The 23,930-nt window shown below is 39.4% G+C and carries 17 protein-coding genes and 2 tRNA genes; 8 read left to right on the top strand and 11 right to left on the bottom strand.

The window, feature by feature from the left end; all coding sequences use genetic code 11:
• The first annotated feature begins 78 nt into the window (after positions 1–78).
• Positions 79–864, top strand: a complete 786-nt coding sequence (hisIE, locus tag I2F23_RS03500) for a bifunctional phosphoribosyl-AMP cyclohydrolase/phosphoribosyl-ATP diphosphatase HisIE (RefSeq protein ID WP_195771189.1) — start codon at positions 79–81, stop codon at positions 862–864.
• 1 nt (position 865) lies between these two features.
• A complete protein-coding gene (locus I2F23_RS03505) occupies positions 866–2,344 on the top strand; it encodes a UvrD-helicase domain-containing protein (RefSeq protein WP_195771190.1) in 1,479 nt (492 codons plus the stop codon).
• Between the two features lie 38 nt (positions 2,345–2,382).
• Here I2F23_RS03505 and fbaA read toward each other — a convergent pair whose 3' ends face one another.
• The gene (gene fbaA / locus I2F23_RS03510) at positions 2,383–3,462 is read right to left on the bottom strand and encodes a class II fructose-bisphosphate aldolase (protein ID WP_195771191.1); all 1,080 of its coding nucleotides are present in this window, start codon (positions 3,460–3,462) and stop codon (positions 2,383–2,385) included.
• Between the two features lie 853 nt (positions 3,463–4,315).
• Between fbaA and I2F23_RS03515 the strand changes: the two genes are divergently transcribed.
• Genes I2F23_RS03515 through I2F23_RS03540 form a run of 6 tightly spaced genes read left to right on the top strand, consistent with a single transcriptional unit; the run spans position 4,316 to position 10,572 of the window.
• Positions 4,316–7,141, top strand: a complete 2,826-nt coding sequence (locus I2F23_RS03515) for a monovalent cation/H+ antiporter subunit A (RefSeq protein WP_195771192.1) — start codon at positions 4,316–4,318, stop codon at positions 7,139–7,141.
• Positions 7,142–7,146: 5 nt separating this feature from the next.
• Entirely contained in the window at positions 7,147–7,518 is a 372-nt protein-coding gene (locus I2F23_RS03520; RefSeq protein WP_195771193.1) for a Na+/H+ antiporter subunit C, read from the top strand.
• Positions 7,518–9,338 carry a monovalent cation/H+ antiporter subunit D gene (locus I2F23_RS03525; RefSeq protein ID WP_407647993.1) on the top strand — a complete coding sequence of 607 codons (1,821 nt, stop codon included), beginning with the start codon at positions 7,518–7,520 and terminating at the stop codon, positions 9,336–9,338. Before I2F23_RS03520 ends, I2F23_RS03525 begins: the two co-directional genes overlap by 1 nt.
• Positions 9,339–9,860 carry a Na+/H+ antiporter subunit E gene (locus tag I2F23_RS03530; RefSeq protein ID WP_195771195.1) on the top strand — a complete coding sequence of 174 codons (522 nt, stop codon included), beginning with the start codon at positions 9,339–9,341 and terminating at the stop codon, positions 9,858–9,860.
• Entirely contained in the window at positions 9,857–10,132 is a 276-nt protein-coding gene (locus I2F23_RS03535; protein ID WP_195771196.1) for a monovalent cation/H+ antiporter subunit F, read from the top strand. Before I2F23_RS03530 ends, I2F23_RS03535 begins: the two co-directional genes overlap by 4 nt.
• Before the next feature lie 14 nt (positions 10,133–10,146).
• Positions 10,147–10,572, top strand: coding sequence for a Na+/H+ antiporter subunit G (locus tag I2F23_RS03540; RefSeq protein WP_195771197.1), 426 nt, complete (start codon positions 10,147–10,149; stop codon positions 10,570–10,572).
• A gap of 26 nt (positions 10,573–10,598) precedes the next feature.
• Here the strand turns inward: I2F23_RS03540 and I2F23_RS03545 are convergent, their stop codons facing one another.
• The 10 genes from I2F23_RS03545 to gltB all read right to left on the bottom strand — a co-directional run bounded on the left by I2F23_RS03545 (position 10,599) and on the right by gltB (position 23,911).
• Entirely contained in the window at positions 10,599–10,997 is a 399-nt protein-coding gene (locus tag I2F23_RS03545) for a ribosome-binding factor A (RefSeq protein ID WP_195771198.1), read from the bottom strand.
• Positions 10,997–13,693 carry a translation initiation factor IF-2 gene (gene infB, locus I2F23_RS03550; RefSeq protein WP_195771199.1) on the bottom strand — a complete coding sequence of 899 codons (2,697 nt, stop codon included), beginning with the start codon at positions 13,691–13,693 and terminating at the stop codon, positions 10,997–10,999. The genes I2F23_RS03545 and infB overlap by 1 nt, the downstream gene beginning before the upstream one ends.
• 10 nt (positions 13,694–13,703) lie before the next feature.
• The gene (gene nusA / locus I2F23_RS03555) at positions 13,704–15,188 is read right to left on the bottom strand and encodes a transcription termination factor NusA (RefSeq protein WP_195771200.1); all 1,485 of its coding nucleotides are present in this window, start codon (positions 15,186–15,188) and stop codon (positions 13,704–13,706) included.
• A 30-nt stretch (positions 15,189–15,218) separates the two neighbouring features.
• Positions 15,219–15,731 (bottom strand): ribosome maturation factor RimP, encoded by a 513-nt coding sequence (rimP, locus tag I2F23_RS03560; protein ID WP_195771201.1) that lies wholly within the window; start codon positions 15,729–15,731, stop codon positions 15,219–15,221.
• 210 nt (positions 15,732–15,941) lie between these two features.
• A tRNA-Met gene (locus I2F23_RS03565) sits at positions 15,942–16,018 on the bottom strand.
• An 80-nt stretch (positions 16,019–16,098) separates the two neighbouring features.
• Positions 16,099–16,175: transfer RNA gene (locus I2F23_RS03570), tRNA-Met, on the bottom strand.
• 388 nt (positions 16,176–16,563) lie between these two features.
• Positions 16,564–17,031 (bottom strand): pilin, encoded by a 468-nt coding sequence (locus I2F23_RS13880; protein ID WP_323127650.1) that lies wholly within the window; start codon positions 17,029–17,031, stop codon positions 16,564–16,566.
• 63 nt (positions 17,032–17,094) lie between these two features.
• Positions 17,095–17,583, bottom strand: a complete 489-nt coding sequence (locus I2F23_RS03580) for a pilin (RefSeq protein WP_195771202.1) — start codon at positions 17,581–17,583, stop codon at positions 17,095–17,097.
• Between the two features lie 354 nt (positions 17,584–17,937).
• Complete coding sequence (locus I2F23_RS03585) at positions 17,938–19,359, bottom strand: FAD-dependent oxidoreductase (RefSeq protein WP_195771203.1); 1,422 nt, start codon at positions 19,357–19,359, stop codon at positions 17,938–17,940.
• Between the two features lie 76 nt (positions 19,360–19,435).
• Positions 19,436–23,911: a glutamate synthase large subunit gene (gltB, locus tag I2F23_RS03590; protein WP_195771204.1), complete on the bottom strand. Its 4,476-nt coding sequence runs from the start codon at positions 23,909–23,911 to the stop codon at positions 19,436–19,438.
• Positions 23,912–23,930 lie beyond the last annotated feature (19 nt).

Consider the following 23,930-nt stretch of genomic DNA (forward strand, 5'->3'; position numbering starts at 1 on the left):
GGCACAATTTCACGTAAACTATAAGCACGTGTCTGTGATAGACCGTATTTCTTTTTTAGTTTAATTTTGGTGATTTCCATGAATAACGTGCAATGGCTTGATGAGGTAAAGTTTAACGAACAAGGTTTAATTCCTGCTATTGCACAGCATCATCAAACTGGTCGCGTACTTATGGTTGCGTGGATGAATCGTACATCACTTGAAATGACTGCAGAAAAGAAACAAGCTGTTTACTTCTCTCGGTCACGCCAAAAATTATGGCATAAAGGTGAAACTTCAGGCCACTTTCAGGTTGTTCACGAAATTCGTTTAGACTGCGATGCAGATGTCATTATTTTACAAGTTGAACAAAAAGGTGGTATTGCATGCCATACAGGTCGAGAGTCATGTTTTTATAGAAAACTGACAGAAAATGGTTGGGAAACAGTAGACCACCCACTCAAAGACCCTAAAGAAATTTATGCGACTACCTCTGAAAAAAATGCCCATACACTTGCGATGGAAAGTTCAACGACCCAAGCAGAAACAGTAGAAATTTTAGATTATTTAGGTCAAATGATGGTCGAGCGCCAAAAAGCTGACCCAGACAGCTCATATGTTGCCAAGCTATATCATAAGGGTTTAAATAAAATTTTAGAAAAAGTGGGCGAAGAAAGCTTTGAAACTGTACTGGCTGCAAAAGAGTTCGATTTAGAAAAAAATCAAAATAATAAAAATGACTTTGTCTATGAAGTTGCAGACCTATGGTTTCATAGCATTGTCATGTTGGGCTACTTCAACTTAAATCCACAAGATATTTTAAATGAGCTTGCACGACGCCAAGGCCTTTCTGGTCTTGTAGAAAAGGCAAATCGTACTCATTAAGATGACCACAACACCTAAGCCTACTAACGAACAAAATACTGCCATTGAACATGCATTGCTTGGTGAATCATTTAAAGTGGTTGCTTATGCTGGTACAGGTAAAACGACAACTTTACAAATGATTAGCCATGCCATGCCTCAACGGCGTGGTATGTATTTAGCATTCAATAAGGCGATTGCAAGTGAAGCACAAAAAAAGTTTGATCGACAAGTCGACAGTAGAACATTTCACTCCTTAGCATTTCGTAGCGTGCCACGTGCAGTAACCGATAAACTACGCCTGCCTCGTTTGAGTCCTAGTTTTTTAGCTAAAGAGTATCGTCTAGAACCAATTACGCTTAGACGTTTAATGGGTGGTCGCTATGAAAAATATACGATTATGCCGAGTCGTTTGGCAGGTCTTGTCGTAAATGCTGTCGGGTATTTCTGTTCAACAAATTCACAATATCCAGCACCTCGTCATATTCAGGCACCCAATTGGCTACATACAGACGATATTGATGCATTACAAAAACATTTATACCCTTTTTTAGAGCGACGTTGGCTTGAGTCAATCCACCCTGAACATCAAGCAGGTATTGGGCACGACATTTATCTAAAATTATGGGCATTGTCTAATCCAATTATTCCTGCAGATTATGTTTTATTTGATGAAGCACAAGATGCCGACCCTCTCATGCTTGGTATTTTGCTCAAACAGCAACAAACGCAGGTTATTTATGTTGGAGATGCACATCAACAAATTTATGCATGGCGTGGTGCAGTCAATGCCATGCAAAAGCTTCCCTTACCATCTTCTCGCTTAACAACCTCATTTCGTTTTGGTGATGAGATTGCTCAAGTTGCGAATTTATTGTTAAGTGGCTTAGATGAAACTGTCCCTCTACTGGGTAACCCCAATCAAGTTTCAAAAGTGGTCAATAAACCACATACCAAACAACGTGATGCTATTTTATGTCGTACCAATGCACGTGCAATGGAGCTGTTGCTTGCAGGTTTAGTAAATCATGACAAAGTTACCTTACAAGCAGATCATGCTCGTTTAGGACGTTTTATCGATGCAGCAAGTATGCTCAAGCAAGGAAAACGCGTCACAGATGTGCCTGAACTTGCATGGTTTAACTCATGGCATGATGTACATGAATACTGTGAAACGCATGAAGGGAGTGATATCAAACCCTTAGTTAGATTGGTCGATGAACATGGTTCAGGCCCATTAAAAAAAGCACTCACTCAAATTACGCCCATTGATGAAGCTGACTATGTCATTTCAACAGCACACAAAGCAAAAGGACTTGAGTGGGATCGTGTTCATCTTGAAGATGACTACCAATTTAAACTCAATCAGCACGACTATAAAATTAGTGATGAAGAACTTCGTTTGCTTTACGTTGCATGCACACGTGCAAAATCAAGTTTAAATATTCACTATATTTATGATCTAATTCAGCAGATTAAAAACAAAAAACCAAGAAAATAAAAAAGGAGCTTTCGCTCCTTTTTTATTTAAATTTCATTTTAGTTACGGTCAATACTGTTTAATTCTCTAAACGCCTGTTCTAGACGTGTCACCATAGATGTTTGACCTGCACGTAACCAAACACGAGGGTCATAGTATTTTTTATTTGGTTTATCTGCACCTTCAGGATTGCCCAACTGCGCTTGTAGGTAAGCTTCGTTCTTTTTATAGAACTGTAAAACACCATCCCATGTTGCCCACTGAGTATCTGTATCAATGTTCATTTTAATCACGCCATAGCTAATCGATTCTTTAATTTCTTCAGCAGAAGAACCAGAACCACCATGGAATACAAAGTCGAGTGAGTTGTGCTCTAGATTATGCTTTTTACTTACGTACTCTTGTGAATCACGTAAAATAGTTGGTGTTAATTTCACGTTACCTGGTTTGTATACACCGTGAACATTACCAAATGAAGCAGCAATACTAAAACGTGGACTAATTGCATTAAGTTTTTCATAAGCATAGTCAACATCTTCAGGCTGTGTATATAGTGCAGAAGCATCCATATGGCTATTGTCCACGCCATCTTCTTCGCCACCAGTACAACCCAATTCAATTTCTAACGTCATACCAATTTTTGACATACGTTCTAAATATTTTGCACAGATTTCAATATTTTCTTCTAGTGATTCTTCAGATAGATCAATCATGTGTGAAGAAAATAATGGTTTACCTGTTGCTGCAAAGTGCTTTTCACCCGCATCTAACAAACCATCAATCCATGGTAATAATTTTTTAGCACAGTGGTCTGTATGTAGAATAACAGGTACACCATAATGCTCTGCCAGAAGGTGTACGTGATGTGCGCCAGAAATCGCACCTAAAATAGCAGCACCATGTGGCTGTTCTGTTTTTAAGCCTTTACCAGCAATGAATGTTGCCCCACCATTAGAAAACTGAATGATGATTGGACTTTTGACTTTTGCAGCAGCTTCAAGTGCAGCATTAATTGAATCGGTACCTACACAGTTTACCGCAGGAAGTGCAAATGCATTTTCTTTTGCAACAGCAAACACTTTCTGAACGTCATCACCAGTGATAACACCCGGTTTCACAAAATCAAAAATTTTAGACATATCATGTTTTCCTATTTCATCAATCAGATGGATTCATTCGGATTACAAAAAGCGTGTAATTTCAGTATAACCTGATTCACACAATCGTATATATTTCTATAATGAGTTTCATAGCTCTCGCTATTTCAATCATTGATCAAGCTTTCATTAAGCATACTAAACTACTGAAGGCTGAAGAGAAAAGAACATGAATGTGACTTGAAATATTACAATCATCAAAGTGCGTTGCTATTGCTGCGTACTCTGTAAATATTGCTCTGCCCTAAAACATCCTATTCTATTCTCAGCAATATCCTACTTGCCTAGATTCTTATACGACTTTAAATATAACTGAACCTAACACTATAGTAAAAGTATCTGCTTACTTATTTAGACAATATGATACTCATACTGACTTCATATTTTCCCTAAGTTACTCTACAGACAAAGCCAGACCTGCGATATACGACTTAAGATACAGTGACATCATAAAAATAGAGCAAAAAACAAGATAGCAGATTTATTCTGCCCTGCATAAATTTTTTTCAATTTTCATGATTTTTAACAAACAATTTTGCTTCTAACTAGGTGAAAGAATAGAAATCGTTTATCATTTAAGAAAATATTAATATTTAATGAAAATATGCTGTTTTTTAATGTTAAAAGGTCAGATATTGGTTTATTTATTGATTACAATATATCTTAAAATTTTACTGTATTTTTCTACGACTTTATCCCTGAAAATATTGTAAGTTTTCAAAAGATACCTCCGCGTTAAACTTTGAATATTGGATAATTCCTTGTTTTCCTTTGAAGTTTAAAAAAACTAACCTAGGTGATTACGGTCGGCCTATATCATAAAAAGGACACAAGTGTGCTAGCGATTATCATACTTTTACCTTTGCTCTTGGGTACTGTACTCAGTGCAAGTTTGCATCAAATCCCACGACTGATAAAAATGCTAATAGCTGTTGGTATTAGCCTCACTTGTTTTACATTATTGCTTACCCAAGCAAATATGATATTCAATGGTCAAACCTTACTACAAGAATGGCAATGGTTGCCTGACATGGGTATCAATTGGAGTTTTAGGCTCGACAGCTTAGGGTTACTGTTTTCATTGCTCATTAGTGGTATTGGCACACTCATTTTCATTTATGCCTATTATTATTTAAGTGAAAAAAGTAGCTTAAGCAAGCTGTATTGTTTTCTCATGCTATTTATGGCTGCCATGCTAGGTATATCTCTGTCAAATAACCTAATTGTTTTAATGGTATTTTGGGAACTAACCAGTATTTCTTCTTTCCTACTGGTTTCTTATTGGCAACAGTACGATGCAGCCCAACGTGGTTCACGTATGGCATTTATCATTACAGGCATGGGTGGCTTAGCTATGCTAGGAGGATTCATCCTCCTTGGACAAATTGCTGGTACTTATCAAATAGACCAAATCCTCGATATGGGGAGTGTCTTACAACAAAGTCCTCTTTTTACACCTGCACTATTACTTATTTTATTAGGTGCATTTACCAAAAGTGCTCAATTTCCTTTTCACTTCTGGCTACCTAACGCAATGGCAGCACCCACTCCAGTTTCTGCTTATCTTCACTCTGCGACAATGGTGAAAGCTGGAATATTCATGGTCGCACGGCTTTTACCTATCTTCGTAGGATATGCTCTTTTCCATCAATTAGTTACCGTGGTTGGATTAATTACTTTCTGCATTGGTGCCTTTTTTGCCGTCTTTAAAGAAGACCTAAAAGGTTTATTGGCCTACTCGACCATTAGTCACTTGGGTCTAATTATGTGTCTACTAGGTATTGGCTCACCACTTGCTGTTGCTGCTGCAATTTTTCATATTATCAACCATGCAACATTTAAAGCAGCATTATTTATGATTGCTGGTGTTATTGACCATGAAATGGGAACCCGTAGTTTACGTAAGCTACAAGGTATCTGGCAGTTACTTCCATTTACAGGCACACTTACTTTTATTACAGCCTCGGCAATGGCAGGTGTACCACTGACCAATGGTTTTATTTCTAAAGAAATGTTCTTTACAGAAATTGCGCAAACATTTAGTGGAACAAATGCACTTCTTGCTATTATTGCGACCACATGCGCAGGTATATTCGCTGTTGCTTATTCGGTACGAATGATTCATGGCATATTTTTTAATGGCAAGCTAGGTGACGACATTTCAAATAAAGATGCACATGAACCGCCATTTGGTATGCGTGCACCGGTTCTACTACTTGCAATCTTATGTATCTTGGTTGGTGTTGCCCCAGCCTTTTTTGCAGAGCACACTGTTATAGCTGTAAGCGAAGCAGCCTTACAACACAATATTCCTTCACCACATCTTTCTATCTGGCATGGCTTAAACCTACCATTTGTCATGAGTTTAATTGCACTTTTTGGTGGAATTGGGTTTTACGCTTTACTCGCACGTCATGGAAAAATTAAAAATATTGAACTAGAGTCTTACTTAGGAAATTTCCAAGGTAAGATCATCTTTGAAGGAATCTTAAATTTTGCCGAAAAAACTGCAAAGAAAATTAAATTAGCCACTGAAACAGGTCGTCTACAAGGCTACTTATTTTGGATTATTATCTTTGCGGTGGCATTAGTTGCAATTCCTTTAATTTCAACGCCAATATCTACGGGCACACGTGTACTTACACATGCTTCTCCAATCGCTGTGGTACTTTGGGCATTACTGTTTACAGGTTGTTGGATGCTACTTTGGTTCCATCATGAGCGTGTTAAAGCAGTACTCATCATGGGAGCAATTGGTCTCGTTGTTTCTATTGTTTTTATTACACTGTCCGCACCAGATTTAGCACTAACGCAAATTACTGTAGATGTTGTTTCTACTGTTCTTTTACTCATGAGTTTATCACTTTTACCACAGCTAACCCCTTACGAGTCATCGCAAACACGACGTTGGCGTGATGCTATCATTGCTACATCAGTGGGGTTAGGAATAGGCTGGGTTGCATGGTTAATTCTTACACGTGATCACGACTCAATTTCATGGTTCTTCGTCCAACAATCTTTACCTTTAGGTGGTGGCTCAAATATTGTCAATGTCATCTTAGTCGATTTCCGTGGCTTTGATACCTTCGGCGAAATTACTGTTCTTGGCATCGCAGGTATTGGCACACTATGTCTTATGGATGGCATGCGTGCACATGGAACAACAACAACCAAAGGACTGACCTATCGATTTACCCCCTCACCTCTTTTGGTAAGAACAAGTACGTCGTGGGTACTCCCAGTTGCTCTTATTGTCAGCCTTTATATTTTCCTCCGTGGACATAATTATCCAGGCGGTGGTTTTATTGCAGGGCTCATCACTGCAATGGCTCTGATTATGCAATATATCGCGCTTGGCCAAGACCGTGCAGAACGACTACTGCGTGCAAACTCAGGAAGACGTTATGAGAAATGGATTGGTATTGGTTTAACAATTGCAGGCGTGACAGGACTTGCTGCATGGTTATGGACAAGACCATTTTTGACCAGTGCGCATACATATGTAAACCCTCCACTCTTAGGATCAATGCATCTGACTTCTGCAGCACTATTTGATTTAGGCGTATATTTTGCTGTGCTTGGTTCGACCATGCTCATGATTTCTGTTTTAGGTGATTCGAGACACTCGTCTATGTCTGGCCCTGTTGTACCCAAGGAGTAAATTTTATGATTAGTCTTGAACTATTACTTGCTTCGGCAATTGGGCTCTTGGCAGCAACAGGAGTCTATCTATTACTACGTGCAAGAACCTTCCCCGTTGTACTTGGTTTAGCAATGATCGGCTATGCCGTCAATCTATTCCTATTTGCCACAGGTAGAATAAAAATTAACTCGCCGGCTATTTTAACCGAAGCAACATCTATCACAGACCCACTACCTCAAGCTTTGGTACTTACTGCGATCGTGATTGGTTTTGCAACAACTGCTTTTATTATTCAACTTGCTTTAAGAAGTCGTTATGAATCAGGTACAGACCATGTCGACTCCAAAGAAATTACAGAACTAGCCAATGATCCTAATGAGGACAAAGCCCCATGATGGATCAAATATCAAATTTTTGGCAACTACAAACACCTATTTTAAGTATTCTTATTCCTGCTTTTGCTGGCTTTATTCTTTTACTTTTAGGTAGTTCAAACGCAGATAATCTTCAAAATGATAAACGTCAATCTATCAGAAGAGTAATAAGCTATATCGCAACACTTGCAGGTTTAGGTACAGCGATACTCTACGTTAGCCAAGCAGCTACAGATCATATGATGATTTATCAGCTTGGGGAGTGGCGTGCACCTTTCGGTATTATTCTAGTGCTTGACCGACTGTCTGCATTCATGGTTTTACTTACTTATATTTTAGCTTTGCCTATCGTATGGTTTGCAAGTAAAGACTGGGATAGCCGAGGTCGCTATTTCCATGCACTTATTCAATTTCTACTTATGGGACTGTGCGGTGCCTTTTTAACAGGAGATTTATTCAACTTATTTGTCTTCTTTGAAATACTGCTAATGGCTTCCTATGTATTGCTGACATATGGACAAGGGAAAGCAAGATTTCAGCTTGGTATCCACTATGTCATTATTAACTTGTTTGCAAGTGCGCTTTTCCTCATTGGTCTTGGACTTATTTATGCCAATGTTGGTAGCTTAAACATGGTCGATGTTGCGCGTCTAATGCATAAGTTACAACCAGATCAGCTTCATCTTGCCACTGCAGGAATTTATTTACTTTTTACTGTTTTTGCAATTAAAGCTGCTGTGTTTCCACTGGGTTTTTGGCTACCAAAAACCTATGCTGTTGCCAGTACTCCAGTTGCTGCGTTATTCACGCTCATGACCAAAGTTGGCATCTATGCCATATTACGTGTTAACTCGATATTACTTCTCGACAATCCATCCCCTCTTTTCGATATTTTACTCATTATTGGCCTCACAACATCTCTTTACGGTGTGATTGGCGCTTTAGGTGCCGTGCGTTTGAGACGTTTTGTAGGCTTTATGATCCTTTCATCTTTAGGAACAATTTGTATTGGCTTAGGGCTTCATAAACCTGAAGCATGGGCAGCTAGCTTATATTACTTGTTTCACAGTACTCTCATTGGTGCAGCATTTTATTTACTCTGTGGCTGGATTACAGCTCAACGTGGCATTTTTAAAGACCATTTACATGTCGCACCACGAATGAAACAAAATGCTCTCATTTCAATATGTTTCTTCATTGTTGCGTTAATGATGGCCGGCTTACCACCATTTAGTGGTTTCTTTGGTAAAGTTTTTATTTTACAAGCAACGCAAAATAGTGCTTATCAAATGTGGATTATTGGTAGTGTATTAATTGTAAGTTTGCTGAGCATTATTGCTTTTATACGTGTGGGATTCATTTTATTTTGGCAAGCAAGTGAGCCCGAAACCAATCCAAAAAGAGAAGATTATCTCTCTTATCAAGCACTCCCAGACCATGCGCCTAGTCGAAATGATAAGACAATTTACTTATTCATTGCGGTACTGATTGGTTATGTTGTTTATGCTCATCCTATACAACAGTACTTATTTAAAACAGCATTTATGCTCACACAAAGCGATCTATACCAAAAAGAAATTTTATACAAAAATATGCGTGGTGAGTTTATTAGTGTTGAACCTTTTGATCCTAAATATATTGCCGAAACTAAGTATGCAGGTGAGAATCCAGATCCGAATGCTCACTTTATCCCATATATTATTTCACCGAACTCTCTTCATGGTGAGCATATTTCACTCTACAAACAACAGCAGATTGAAATACAACAACAGCAGCTTAATCAATCAACCAGTATTCCAACTCGAAATACTGGCGCTAAATTACAATCTGTGGAGCCATAAATGAAAAGAAAAACTCGTTTCTCTCGTTGGTTTCCGCATCCATTTTTTTCAGTTATCTCTGCGGCTACATGGTTATTATTAAATCATAGCCTTGCAACGAGTGATATTCTCTTAGCAATTATACTGGCAGTAGTTGTTCCAAGAATGGTTGCTCCTTTTATTACAAGGACGCCAAGTATTCATTGGCCTTCTGCCATCCGTTTACTCTTTACTCTACTAATAGATATTGTGATTTCCAATTTTGTAGTTGCAAAACTGGTATTAGGACCTAAGAAGAATTTAAAGCCCAAATGGTTCCGTATTCCTTTAGCCACGCAAAATGAACAAGTCAATGCATTGCTCGCAATGATTATTACCACGACTCCTGGTACGGTAAGCGCAGGTATTGACCAAAAACGTGGTGACATTCTTGTACATGCCTTAAATTCAACAGATACAGATGCTGAAATTAAAGAGATAAAAAAACGCTACGAACAGTTACTCATTAAAATATTTTCGGCTCAGTCAGGAGAAAATACATGATTATCCTGCCATATGTTCTTGGGATTTGCTTATTATGTATCACTATCTCAATGTCACTGTGCCTAATTCGTATGATTATTGGCCCATCAATTGTCGATCGGCTATTGGCGCTAGATACGTTATTCTTAAATACAAGTGCACTTATTATTGTATTAGGCATTTATTGGACAACCACATATTTATTTGAGGGTGCACTACTTATTGCCATGCTCAGCTTTATTTCAACAATGGCTCTTGCACGTTACTTCACTAGCGGTCATGTAATTGATTAAAAGGAAAGCTTCTTATGTCTGCACAACTCTTTATGGAGATCATTGTTTCTTTTTTTCTCCTACTTGGTAGCTTTTTTATGTTGGTAGGAAGCATAGGAATGATTCGACTTCCAGATTTATTCACTCGATTACATGCACCTACAAAATCTAGTACTTTGGGTCTCGGAAGTTTTTTAATTGCCTCAATTGTATACGGTTACTTTCAAGGACATTTGGGCTTTTCTGAACTTTTACTTACTTTTCTAGCATTTATTACTGCCCCTGTATCTGCCAACCTTATGGCACAAGCAGCTTTACATCTAAAATTACGCTCGTTGAGTGGTGAAGTTCCAGAAAGTATTGAACGCCCACTACCTTGGTCAAAGTATCGCTTTGTTCCTAAAGGTAAAATTAAAAAAGATAGTGCAATCCATACGATTTCACAGAAAAATCAGGATTAAAAAAAGCCACCCGAAGGTGGCTTTTTTTAATTTTCATCTTTTTTTCGTTCTGGTAAATCTTTTACTGCTTCTTCAATTAAGCCAAACATGTAGTTACCATGAGCATTGGTCTTATCATAATGAAAACGCAAACGTGGCGTTACACGTGTTTTTAAACGACGACTCAACTCTTGGCGTAAGAAACCTGATGCTTTGTTTAAAACACTCAGTGTCTCTTTATGCGCTTCTTCAGTTTGATCGTCTTGTAAATCACGCCCCATAACGGTGACATAGACTTCTGCATAACCCAAGTCAGGACTTACTTTTACAGCAGAAATGGTTACATAACCACCTAAACGAGGATCTTTAAGCTCTTGACGAATCAGTTCAGCGAGTTCTCGCTGAACTGTATCGGCCATACGCTTAAGACGCTGACTACCTGCCATTAAAGACTCCGTTTGATAATTTGTACGTCGTAAACTTCAATTTTATCCAGTGCTTTAATATCTTTATAGCCTCGAACTGCAAGACCACATTCCATACCTGCACGTACGTCCTCAACAACTTCTTTATAACGACGTAAAGACTCAAGTTCACCTTGGAAAATTACTACATCATCACGTAATACACGGATTGGTTTATTACGATGAATTGTACCTTCCATAACCATACAACCTGCTGCTGCACCAAACTTACTTGAGTGGAATACTTCACGCACTTGTGCCACACCAAGAATTGTTTCACGATGCTCAGGTGCTAACTTACCACTCATTGCAGCTTTTACATCATCAATCAATTGATAGATAACGCTATAGTAACGAATGTCAATTTCGTCCTGATCTGCTTTCTGACGTGCAGTTGCATCTGCACGAACGTTAAAGCCTAGTAAAACAGCATCAGAAGATTCTGCAAGTGTTACATCTGACTCGGTAATCGCGCCGACACCAGAACCAATTACACGTACTTTTACTTCATCTGTTGCAAGTTCATATAACGCAACTTGTAATGCTTCTAACGAACCACGAACATCAGTTTTTAGAACAATATTTACTGTAGGAACATCTTTTTTGCCCATAGAAGACATTAAGTTTTCTAAACGCATTGCACTTGCGCGCTCGAGACGTTTTTGACGCTCGCGGTCTGCACGTGCATCTGCAACTTCACGCGCTTTTTTCTCATCATTTACAACAAGTACTTCATCACCAGCCATTGGTGCTTCAGGTAAACCTAAAACTTCTACTGGAATTGAAGGACCTGCCGACTTAATACGCTTACCATTTTCGTCAGACATCGCACGAACACGACCGTAAGATGAACCAGCAAGGATTAAATCACCAACATTCAATGTACCATTTTGTACAAGAATAGAAGTAACAGCACCACGGCCTTTATCTACACGTGCTTCAATCACAACCCCTTGTGCAGCACCTTCAGCAGATGCTTGAAGTTCCATAACCTCTGCTTGAAGCAAGATTTGGTCAAGTAAGTCATCAATACCTTCACCTGTATGTGCAGATACTTTTGCTACAGCAACATCACCGCCCCATTGTTCAGGAACGATTTCTTTTGCTGTTAACTCATTTAACACACGATCAGGGTCAGCTGACTCTTTATCCATCTTGTTCATTGCAACAATGATTGGTGTACCTGCAGCGCGCGCATGATCAATAGCTTCTGCTGTTTGTGGCATTACACCATCATCAGCAGCAACAACAAGTACCACGATATCTGTTGCTTTTGCACCGCGAGAACGCATTGATGTAAACGCAGCATGTCCAGGTGTATCTAAGAAAGTAATAATTCCTTTCTCTGTTTCAACGTGGTAAGCACCAATATGCTGTGTAATACCACCTGCCTCACCTGAAGCCACTTTAGCACGACGAATACGGTCAAGTAATGATGTCTTACCATGGTCAACATGGCCCATAATTGTAACTACTGGCGGACGTGTCGTTAATTCACCACGCTTTTGCTCAGCTTGTTCAATTAAGTTATCTTCAGCTGCATTATCAGAAACCAACACTGGGTTGTGACCCATTTCTTCAACAACTAAAGACGCTGTATCACGATCAATTGCTTGGTTCTGGTTCACGAGTTCGCCCATTTTCATAAGCGTTTTAATTACTTCGCGAACTTTAATTGCCATTTTTTGTGCTAAATCAGCAACAACAATGGTTTCACCAATTTCAACATCATAAACTTGCTTTTTAACAGGTTTTTCAAAACCATGTTTGTTGCCTTGGCTTGTCTTTAAGCCACGTTTATGATGGTTATTTTTGCTGAAGTTTTGCTCTTCTTGATTGTTACGACCTTTCTTACGGCCATCTTTTGCCCCACCACCACGTTTAATTTCGCGGTCTTCTTTCTTGAATGATTCTTCATAAGCTTGACCAACAAGGCCTGCCGCTAATGGTGAATCATCGACAACGCGAATTTTTGCAGTGCTGTCATCATTTGAATATTTTGATGCCATTTGACGCATTTGCTCAAGCGTACGTTGTTGCGCCTCTTCAGCAGCTTTACGACGTGTCGCTTCCTCAGTAGCTCTCAGTTGAGCTTCTTGAGCTTGTAGCGCTTTTTTCTGTTCTGCATTTTTAGATGGCTTGGTATTTGGTTTAACCATGCCACCGCCACGCTTTCTTACGACAACAGCTGCAGCTTTCGGTGCATCTGTTCCTTTATCTTTTTGCTGTGCAGCACGCATTGCTTCTAATGTTGCATTTGCTTTGCTTTCTGCTTTCGATTTTGTAGCTTCGTCTGCTTTTACTTTTGCTTCAGCTTCAACTTTTACCTTTGCTTCAGCCTCAGCTTTTGCCTTTGCTTCAGCAGCAAGTTGCTTAGGATCTGGTTTTGTAAAAGTATGCTTTTTACGTACTTCAACGTTAATTGTTTTCGCTTTACCAGATGTACTTGCAACTTTTGCTGTACCGGTTGTTTTACGTTTCAAAGTAATTTTTCCTGCATTGCTCTCAGTCTGACCATGCACTTTTTTCAGATGATCTACGAGAGTGTTTTGCTGTTCAGTAGTCAAGACATCATCAGCTTTTCGCTGTGGCAATCCTGCATCTTTCACTTGCTCTAGGAGCTTCTCAACAGGACGTCCCACGCTTTGCGCCAACTCTTTTATAGACTTGTCCGTCATTTATTACCTCCTAGTTAAACCATGATTCTCTGGCTTTCATAATCAATTGACCTGCTTGTTTTGTACCAAGTCCTTCGATATCTGCAATATCATCAGTTGCTTGATCAGCAAGATCATCAATTGTAATCACACCACGATTAGCAAGTGCATATGCAATTTCTTGCGTCATGCCTTCCATATTTAATAATTCTGAGCTTGGCTCTTGAATATTTTCTTGTTGCTGTAAGGCATCTGCCAAAGCAACTTCTTTTGCACGACTTTGTAAAAGCTCTACTGTTTCTGCATCTAATTCAATTTCATTAAATGTCTCTGCAGGAACATATGCAATTTCATCAAGGGAAGTAAAGCCCATTTCCACAAGTGCCATTGCTAGATCTTCTTCAATATCTAAACGTGTTACAAACATATCTAAATATTGTTGTGCTTCATTTTGTTGGCGTGAGCGATACTCATCTTCAAGCATCATATCTAGTTTATAGCCTGTCAACTCAGATGCTAAGCGAACATTTTGACCTTGTGAGCCAATTGCTCTTGCCAATTGATCGCTTGTTGCAAAAATAATATCTGCAGTTTTTGCATCTTCATCGATAACAATACCAGATACATCTGCTGGTTCTAACGCACTTGCGATATATTGTGCAGGATCATCAGACCATACTACAACATCAATGCGTTCATTATTGAGTTCCTGTTGAACTGCCTGAATACGCGTACCACGCATCCCAATACAAGCACCTACAGGGTCAATACGATGATCATTTGTTTTTACAGCAATCTTAGCACGTACGCCAGGTTGACGCGTCGCTGCTTTAATCTCGATAATTTCTTCAGAAATTTCAGGAATCTCTTTTTGCATTAAAGCAATAAGCATTTCTGGTTTTGCACGAGAAAGCAATAACTGTGCACCACGTCCTTCGCGGTTAACTTCATATAAAATAGCGTTAACACGCTGTTTTGGACGAAGTAACTCTTTAGGAATCATTTCATCACGCGCAAGATAAGCTTCAGCATTGTCACCTAAGTCAATGATAAAACCATCTTTTGTTTGCTTCTTCACTTCACCGTAAATGAGCTCACCTACTTTAGACGCATAAGCATCTGCAACAAGTGCACGTTCAGCCTCACGTATTTTCTGAACAATGACTTGCTTTGCAATTTGTGCAGCAATACGACCAAATTCAATAGATTCAACTTCAAGCTCACGAATATCGCCAATTGACCATTTAGCAGGATCTACATCAGAAATCGCATCTTGGCAAGCGGGCATTTCGTGGTCTTCATCTGCAACCACTTCCCATTGACGAAATGTACTATATTCACCCGTTTTACGGTCAATTTGTACACGTAAGCGTGCTTCTTCTGAGTTTGTACCCTCATAGAACTTTTTCTTAGTTGCAGCAACGAGTGCCTGCTCTAATGCTTCAAAGATGGCTTCGCGGCTCACGCCTTTTTCATTACTAACCGTTTCTGCAACGGTAAGAATCTCACGACCCATAAGTCACCTATATTTCAAATTTTCTTAAGTTTAGTCTTGATAAACCAAATTTGCTTTATCGATATTGTGACTATCGATGTCCAACACTTGCTGTTTTTCTACTTCCACTTGAATCGTCTCATCATCAAGATTGACTGCAACAAGTTTTGCCTGAAATTTACGACGATTATCTACAGCGCTAATTAAACGTAATGCAACTTGTTGTCCAATATAGGCTGGCATTTGAGATAGTTCAAAGAAAGGGCGATCCCACCCTGGTGATGAAACTTCAAGAGAGAACTCTCCTGAGATTGGATCATGTACATCTAAGATCGCACCCACTTGCTGGGTTACTCGAACACAATCTTCGACACTGATACCACGACCATTTTCTTCTGTTTCACCTGTCTCAGAAGCATTTGTTAATGGTTTATCAATGTAGATACGTAACATTGAACGTTTACCTTGAGGCAAAAATTCAATACCCCATAGATGAACATTACAAGCAGCTACTGCTGGGGCAATCATGTCTTGTAGCTCTTGCGTTTTATTTGATAATTTCATGTACTCTCGTCATTTTGTGCAATACAACAACCGGCCTTTGCCGACCAAACCTCTTGTAGTGAAGCATGTCTTTTTGACCAATTGATGTCGACACTACACGATAGCCAATAAAAAAAGGGCGAGAATCCACATCCGCCCTTTTAACACAGAAAAGCATTGCCCACTGTGCAAAAAGGCCCACCTATTTGTGAGCCCTTTTAGCAAGAATCTTGGTAGCGGGAGCTGGATTTGAACCAACGACCTTCGGGTTATGAGCCCGACGAGCTACCAGACTGCTCCATCCCGCAATAGTGTGCAATAATATATCTAATTTAAGCGAAAAACTCAAGTTTAAATTAGCTTAATGAATTTGCAATTTTCATTAAATTGGTAGCGGGAGCTGGATTTGAACCAACGACCTTCGGGTTATGAGCCCGACGAGCTACCAGACTGCTCCATCCCGCACCGACAACTTACTTTCTGGTTTAAAGTAAGCACCAAGTATTTAATTAACTTGATGGAGCGCATTGTATAGAGGAAAATAGATTTAGGCAAGAGGTTTTCTTTATTAAAAAAACAATGACTCATTTTTTAAACAAAGATATTTTTATTTACTTGAAAAAGATCAAATGCTCTCATTAATGTAAGCTTTAACTTACAAGGGAAGCTGTTAAAACGTATATATTCAATGAATGAATATACTTATTATGGCTTTATCAACAACGGAAAGTGCTTATAGGATTTAAGCAAGTACGGACACAAGTTGAATAGATCACGGAAAGATCGACACAATGGATGTAAATGAGGATGTTACTCTATAAACCCGAGCTTGCTCGGGTTTGTGTTTTTTATATTATAAATCTTGCGAACACATATTCGGACGATAACTTACATCTACATCTGTTCGACAAGTCCACGTTCCACTGTTTGCATCTCTAAACCAAACAAGCCTTCTACCACTTAATCGATTACTTACCCGATTGCCAAAAACTCCAATAATTTGCTGATTTGCAACCAATGGAAAGGTAATTTGTGGTGACCCTGTATTGGGAGCACTACTTTGTCCATCTGGACGGTTTCCTGTAAGCAAGTTAGAAGCAATAATAGGTAAATGACAGCCTTCATTACTTTCTCCCAATTCTAACTGACCCTCTAAAAGACAAATATCGACCGGGTTCTTGAGGCTTGCGGTTTCTTGTATAACTGTATTAATCTGTGTCTTCGCAATATAAATTTGATATTGCACGAGTGCAATTGCAGATATAATTGCAACAATTGCTATGGCAATTAGAATTTCAATAAGTGTAAACCCTTTTTGCATGTTTCTCACCCCAAAAAAAAGTACACCCAAAAGGGTGTACTTTATTATTAATTCATAAAATTATTATTTTAAGTCTACAATACAACCAGCTGGGCGGTATTTAGCATCAACACTCGCAGCACAAGTCCAAGTACCAGTAGCATCACGTGACCAACGTACAGCATTTTTTCCAGCTGTCGTAAGCGTTGTAGCAGCATTATTACCAAAAGTTGCTGTAATCGTAACAGGATTAGTTTTTAAATCAGAAACTATCGGTACACCAGTACCATCTGCCTGTTTAGGTGTTCCATTTCCTTGAGCATCTCCAGTTAATATATTAGAACCAGTTGCACCAAGATTACATTCGCCTGCATTTACACCGAGTGTAGTTTGACCATTTAGCAAACAAGTTTCAACAGCAGTTTTAATACTACCTGCTTCAGCAACTGCACGGCTTACTTGCGAACGTGCAATGTAGTTTTGGTATTGTGGAATTGCAATTGCTGCCAAAATACCAATAATCGCAACAACGATCATTAATTCAATAAGAGTGAAACCCTTTTGAGCATTCATAATATTACCCCAATGTGTTTATAAAATTGTAAACTGAAGCATGTATGCTAACAGGTTTACCTAACATCTATATTACAGCAACTACTGTGCCAAACCTATTTTAATACAATTTTCATCCATTTAAGCAAGTTTATTTTTCTTTTTATAAAAAAAATTGGTCAATTAAGGCAATAATTTGACAAAAATTGTCACTTTATTACATTACTTGAAGCGCATTTTAATTAAAAATATTCGACTATATTCACATAATACAACTGGCTTCTTTCATTTTTATAAAAAATAGATCTTTTACTTAATGAATATGAAAAAAAATACTTTATATAAAAAAACCGAGCAATATCGCCCGGTTTTTTATTAAACTTCTAAATAATCTAATATTCCCTCAGCAGCTTGTCGTCCCTCCCAAATTGCAGTAACAACAAGATCTGAGCCTCTTACCATATCTCCACCTGCAAAAATCTGCGGATGTGATGTTCGAAATTTAAATTTTTGTTCCTCAAAAGCCAAGACACGTCCTGAGCCATCTAATTGAATATCTACATCTTTAAACCAAGATTCAGGGCTTGGACGAAAACCAAAAGCCAGTAGAACTGCATCTGCAGGGACAATTTCTTCAGACGCTGGTATAGGCTCTGGGCTACGGCGTCCACGATGATCAGGCTCGCCCAATTGTGTAGTGACAAATTTAACACCAGTCACTTGACCATTTTCACCCACTACTTCAATTGGTTGTCGATTAAATAAAAATTCTACGCCTTCTTCACGTGCATTGCGAACTTCTCTACGTGACCCTGGCATGTTCTCTTCATCACGACGGTAAGCACAAATGACTTGTTCTGCACCTTGACGTATAGAGGTTCGGTTACAGTCCATTGCGGTATCACCACCACCAAGAACAATCACCTTTTTCCCTTCCATAGAAATGTATTCGTTTGGGTCTTTCTCCCAGTTTTGACAACGGTTAACGTTAGCTATCAGGAAGTCAAGTGCATCATGTACACCTTCCAAGTCTTCACCAACAAAACCACCCTTCATATAGGTGTAAGTACCCATGCCCATAAAGACAGCGTCGTAGTCTTTTAGAAGGTCTTCAATTGTTACATCTGTACCAATATTGGTGTTCAGCTTAAATTCAACGCCCATACCTGTGAAAATTTCACGACGGCGCTTCATTACATCTTTTTCCATTTTAAATTCAGGAATACCAAATGTAAGTAAACCACCAATTTCTGGACGTTTATCAAAAACAGTAGGCTTAACACCATTACGAACTAAGATATCTGCACAACCTAGCCCTGCAGGCCCTGCACCAATAATTGCAACCTTTTTATCTGTCCATTTCACATCAGACATATCTGGTCGCCACCCCAAAGCAAATGCCGTATCATTAATATACTTTTCTGCATTTCCAATAGTTACTGCACCAAAACCATCATTTAAGGTACAAGCACCCTCACATAAACGGTCTTGTGGGCATACACGACCACATACTTCAGGTAATGTATTGGTCTGATGGCATAACTCTGCCGCCTGAAAAATACGACCCTCTGAAATAAGTTTCAGCCAGTTAGGAATATAGTTATGTACTGGGCACTTCCATTCACAGTAAGGGTTACCACACCCTAAACAACGGTGAGTTTGATCTTGCACCTCTTCCTTATGAAAAGGTTGATAAATTTCCACGAACTCTGCTTTACGTACATCTATTGCTTTTTTTTGTGGGTCGTGACGGGCAACATCTAAAAACTGGAAGTCATTACTAAGGCGCTGTGCCATTTTCTTCTCCATGGGGTCCGTGTGAATGAAGAAATACCATTCACACCTACCTATTCATTTCACATAAAGGCCTAATTTATTGCGGATCTGCTTGGGTTGTTTTAAGCAAGGTCAGTAAATTTGCAGCTTTTGGTTTAACTAACCAGAATTTACGACTATAAAAGTCAAACTCATTACGAATTTTATATGCCCAAGCACTTCCAGTTTCTTTAATATGCTCATCAAGAATACGCAATAAGTTTTCTTGATGCTCTTCCATAGACTCTGTAGAAATACGCGTTAAATCAATTAATTCATGGTTATAACGATCGACAAAGTCATTATCCAAGTCAAGTACATAGGCAAAACCTCCAGTCATACCTGCACCGAAGTTATGCCCCACTTTTCCAAGAACAGTGACAATACCGCCTGTCATATACTCACAGCAGTGGTTACCTGCACCCTCAATGACAGCAAATGCGCCTGAGTTTCTCACCGCAAAACGCTCTCCTGCTGTACCCGCAGCAAAGACCTTACCGCCTGTTGCACCATAGAGACAGGTATTACCAATAATTGCCGTTTCTTGGCTTTGGAACTGAGAGCCTTTTGGCGGGAATATAGAAATTCGACCACCTGCCATACCTTTACCAACATAGTCATTGGCATCGCCTTCTAACTTAATATGTAGGCCACCTGCATTCCAAACACCAAGCGACTGTCCTGCTGTACCTTTTAAGTTAACAACAACAGGTGTACTTTCCATATTTAAGTTGCCATGACGGCGTGCAATTTCACCTGACAGACGCGCACCAATAGAACGATCACAGTTACCTATTTTAAACTGATACTCGCCACCAGAACTACTTTCAATCGCAGGCAGAATTTCAGAAACCATTTTCTCTGCGAGTATGCCTTTATCAAAAGGTGCATTCCCTTCTACTTGGCAATACTGTGCTTTGCCTTCTGCAAAAGCATGTGATTGTAAAAGCGGTGAAAGATCTAAATGTGCATGCTTTTGAGTTTCACCCGGAAGCACTTCCAATAAATCAACACGTCCAATTAAGTCTTTTAACGAACTCACACCCAGTGCAGCAAGCCATTCTCTCGTTTCTTCTGCAATAAATTGGAAAAAGTTAATGAGCATTTCAGGCTCACCAATGTAATGTTCTTTACGCAAGCCTTCTTGCTGTGTTGCAACACCTGTTGCACAGTTATTTAAGTGACAAATACGTAGATACTTACATCCTAAAGCAATCATTGGTGTTGAACCGAAACCAAAACTTTCTGCACCTAGAATGGCTGCTTTCACAACATCTAAACCAGTTTTTAAGCCACCATCAGTTTGCACACGTACTTTGCCACGCAAGTCATTGACACGTAGTGCTTGATGCGCTTCTGCGAGTCCTAACTCCCATGGAGAACCTGCATGATGAATAGATGAAAGTGGCGATGCTGCCGTACCACCGTCATACCCTGAAATGGTAATAAAGTCTGCATAGGCTTTTGCCACACCTGCTGCGATTGTCCCTACACCCGGCTCAGATACCAGTTTCACAGATACCATCGCTTTTGGATTAACTTGTTTTAAGTCAAAAATAAGCTGAGATAAATCTTCAATCGAATAAATATCGTGGTGCGGCGGTGGTGAAATAAGTGTTACACCCGGTACAGCATAACGTAAACGCGCAATCAAACCGTTGACTTTACCACCCGGTAATTGTCCACCCTCACCTGGTTTTGCACCTTGTGCAACCTTAATTTGTAGCACTTCAGCAGAGACCAAATACTCAGGTGTAACCCCAAAACGTCCTGAAGCAATTTGCTTAATTTTAGAGTTTTTAATCGTGCCATAACGTGCAGGATCTTCACCACCCTCACCTGAGTTAGAGCGACCACCCATCGTATTCATCGCAATTGCAATAGCTTCATGTGCTTCTGGTGATAATGCACCAATAGACATACCTGCCGAATCAAATCTTGGTAAAATCGATGTAATTGGTTCAACATCTTCTAAAGCAATTGAATGATCTGTTTTAAGATTTAATAAATCTCGAATAGTTGCAATTGGTCTTGTATTTACAAGCTCTGCATACGCTTTAAAGTCTGCATAGTCACCTGAGCGAACGGCTTTATGTAACGAGTTAATCACTTCTGGGTTAAATGCATGATACTCTTTACCGAACACAAACTTAAGCATTCCACCTTGATCAATCGGTTGACGATGTTTCCATGCCAAAGTAGCAAGTTTCTTTTGATCTTCTTCTAGATCTGCAAAGGTTGCTCCTTGAATACGACTTGCAACGCCTTTAAAACACAGATCGACCACTTCACTCGATAAACCAACAGCTTCAAACAACTGCCCACCACGATATGAAGCAACTGTTGAAATACCCATTTTAGACAAGACTTTGAGTAAACCTTTATCTATACCCTTTCTAAAGTTGTTCTGCGCTTGAATTGGATCGCCAAGTAATTCACCTTTCGCCACAAGGTCATGAATCACATCATATGCTAAATAAGGGTAAATTGCAGTTGCACCAAACCCTAAAATCACAGCAAACTGATGCGGATCACGCGCTAAAGCAGTTTCAATAATAATATTTGCATCTGCTCTTAACCCTGTTTGAATTAAGTAGTGATGTACTGCACCTGTAACCATTACAGCATTGGCAGGTAAATAGCCTTCTCTTATTTTTTTATCTGACAGAATAAGTACAGTTTTTCCATCACGAATCGCTTGTGCAGATGCTTCACAAATACGAGTAATCGCTTGTTGTAGACCTTCACTTACTTCATAGTTCAGATCAATTTCAGCAATTTCATAACCTGTACGACCCAATGTACGCAGTTGATGCATTTTAGAGTTTGAAAGTACAGGACTTGAAATAATGAGACGGTCAGCATGTTCAGGGCCTTGCTCAAATACACTTTGCTCACGCCCAAGACACGTCTCTAAAGACATGACAATAGATTCACGTAATGGATCTATTGGTGGATTGGTCACTTGCGCAAACTGTTGTCTAAAGTAGTCAGAAACATGGCGCACCTGTTTAGATAAGACAGCCATTGGGGTATCATCACCCATAGACCCAACTGACTCCTGACCATTTTCAGCAATTGGTCTGAGTACCTGATCGCGCTCTTCAAACGTTACCATGAACATTTTTTGTGCAGCTTTGAGTTGATCGCCTGTTAGGCCTTTATCTGCCAAATGCTCTTCTAACTGTGGGCTCACTTGTAAGCGAAAAGCATTTTCACGTAACCACTGACGATACGGACGCATACGTTTTAAATGATTATTTACGTCTGTGGTATCTAGCATTTTACCTGTAAAGGTATCAATAACGAGCATCTCGCCCGGGCCAACACGTCCTTTAGAAATAACATCTTCAGACTTGTAATCCCAAACACCAATTTCAGAAGCCAGTGTAATATAACCATTTTTTGTAATAACCCAACGTGCTGGACGTAGACCATTACGATCGAGCATACAAATTGCATGACGACCGTCTTGAATTACAAGACCTGCAGGACCATCCCATGCTTCCATATGTTTAGAGTTAAACTCATAAAAAGCACGCAAGTCTGCATCTAAGTTTTCAACATTCTGCCATGCAGGTGGTACAAGCATGCGTAACGCACGGAATAAATCCATACCTCCACCCACAAGGATCTCAAGCATATTGTCTAAACTTGAAGAGTCCGAACCACTACGGTTCACAATTGGATTAAGCTCAGTTAAACCTGGTAATAATGGATTTTTAAGCTTTGGTGTACGTGCAGCAGCCCAATTACGGTTTGCTGTAATGGTATTAATTTCACCATTATGTGCTAAATAACGAAACGGTTGTGCAAGAGGCCAACGTGGTAATGTGTTGGTAGAAAAGCGCTGATGAAATACAACAATATGTGACTCAAGTGCAGGGTTAGCAAGGTCTGTATAAAAGTCTGCAATTGCCTCTGGCATCATTAAGCCTTTATAGCTAATGACGGTCGAGCACAAGGTAGTAATATAAAAATCTGCATCGTGTTGTTGTTTTTGTTCTGCACGACGACGTGCTAAAAATAATTTACGGTTAAACTCAACTTCTGTCACACCCATTGGACAATTCACAAAAACTTGTTCAAATCGAGGTAGAGACTCTAACGCAATTTCACCTAATGCATCGTTGTTTGTTGGAACAACACGCCACCCTATAACACGTAGCCCTTCTTCTTCAATTTCTCTTCTTAAAGTATCTTTCGCAAGCTGTGCTTTTTCATCATCAAGACTTAAAAATACAGTGCCTACAGCAAAAACTTCACTCAGGGTAATATCACTAATTTTAGGGGCTTCTTGTCTAAAAAATGCTTTTGGCATCGCAAGTAATAAGCCACACCCATCTCCCGTTTTGCCATCTGCGGCAATCCCTCCTCGGTGGGTCATACAGCTTAAACTATGAATGGCTGTTTTTACCAAGTCATGACTCTCATTGCCTTCCATATGAGCAATTAAGCCAAAACCACAATTATCCTTAAACTCATCTGGCTGATATAAACCTTGAGCGGGAGCTACTGTTTTTAGCGATGGCATGTGCATAGCGTACCCTTCT

Origin of the sequence: Acinetobacter pollinis, from assembly GCF_015627175.1 — a bacterium.
GTDB classification, from domain to species: domain Bacteria; phylum Pseudomonadota; class Gammaproteobacteria; order Pseudomonadales; family Moraxellaceae; genus Acinetobacter; species Acinetobacter pollinis.

Coding starts and splice junctions, on each gene's coding strand:
- infB (WP_195771199.1), bottom strand. CDS start 13,693: ATGACGGACAAGTCTATAAAAGAGTTGGCGCAAAGCGTGGGACGTCCT.
- I2F23_RS03580 (WP_195771202.1), bottom strand. CDS start 17,583: ATGAATGCTCAAAAGGGTTTCACTCTTATTGAATTAATGATCGTTGTT.
- I2F23_RS03585 (WP_195771203.1), bottom strand. CDS start 19,359: ATGGCACAGCGCCTTAGTAATGACTTCCAGTTTTTAGATGTTGCCCGT.
- gltB (WP_195771204.1), bottom strand. CDS start 23,911: ATGCCATCGCTAAAAACAGTAGCTCCCGCTCAAGGTTTATATCAGCCA.
- I2F23_RS03535 (WP_195771196.1), top strand. CDS start 9,857: ATGATTATCCTGCCATATGTTCTTGGGATTTGCTTATTATGTATCACT.
- fbaA (WP_195771191.1), bottom strand. CDS start 3,462: ATGTCTAAAATTTTTGATTTTGTGAAACCGGGTGTTATCACTGGTGAT.
- I2F23_RS03520 (WP_195771193.1), top strand. CDS start 7,147: ATGATTAGTCTTGAACTATTACTTGCTTCGGCAATTGGGCTCTTGGCA.
- I2F23_RS03525 (WP_407647993.1), top strand. CDS start 7,518: ATGGATCAAATATCAAATTTTTGGCAACTACAAACACCTATTTTAAGT.
- nusA (WP_195771200.1), bottom strand. CDS start 15,188: ATGGGTCGTGAGATTCTTACCGTTGCAGAAACGGTTAGTAATGAAAAA.
- rimP (WP_195771201.1), bottom strand. CDS start 15,731: ATGAAATTATCAAATAAAACGCAAGAGCTACAAGACATGATTGCCCCA.
- I2F23_RS03505 (WP_195771190.1), top strand. CDS start 866: ATGACCACAACACCTAAGCCTACTAACGAACAAAATACTGCCATTGAA.
- I2F23_RS03545 (WP_195771198.1), bottom strand. CDS start 10,997: ATGGCAGGTAGTCAGCGTCTTAAGCGTATGGCCGATACAGTTCAGCGA.
- I2F23_RS03540 (WP_195771197.1), top strand. CDS start 10,147: ATGTCTGCACAACTCTTTATGGAGATCATTGTTTCTTTTTTTCTCCTA.
- I2F23_RS03530 (WP_195771195.1), top strand. CDS start 9,339: ATGAAAAGAAAAACTCGTTTCTCTCGTTGGTTTCCGCATCCATTTTTT.
- hisIE (WP_195771189.1), top strand. CDS start 79: ATGAATAACGTGCAATGGCTTGATGAGGTAAAGTTTAACGAACAAGGT.
- I2F23_RS13880 (WP_323127650.1), bottom strand. CDS start 17,031: ATGCAAAAAGGGTTTACACTTATTGAAATTCTAATTGCCATAGCAATT.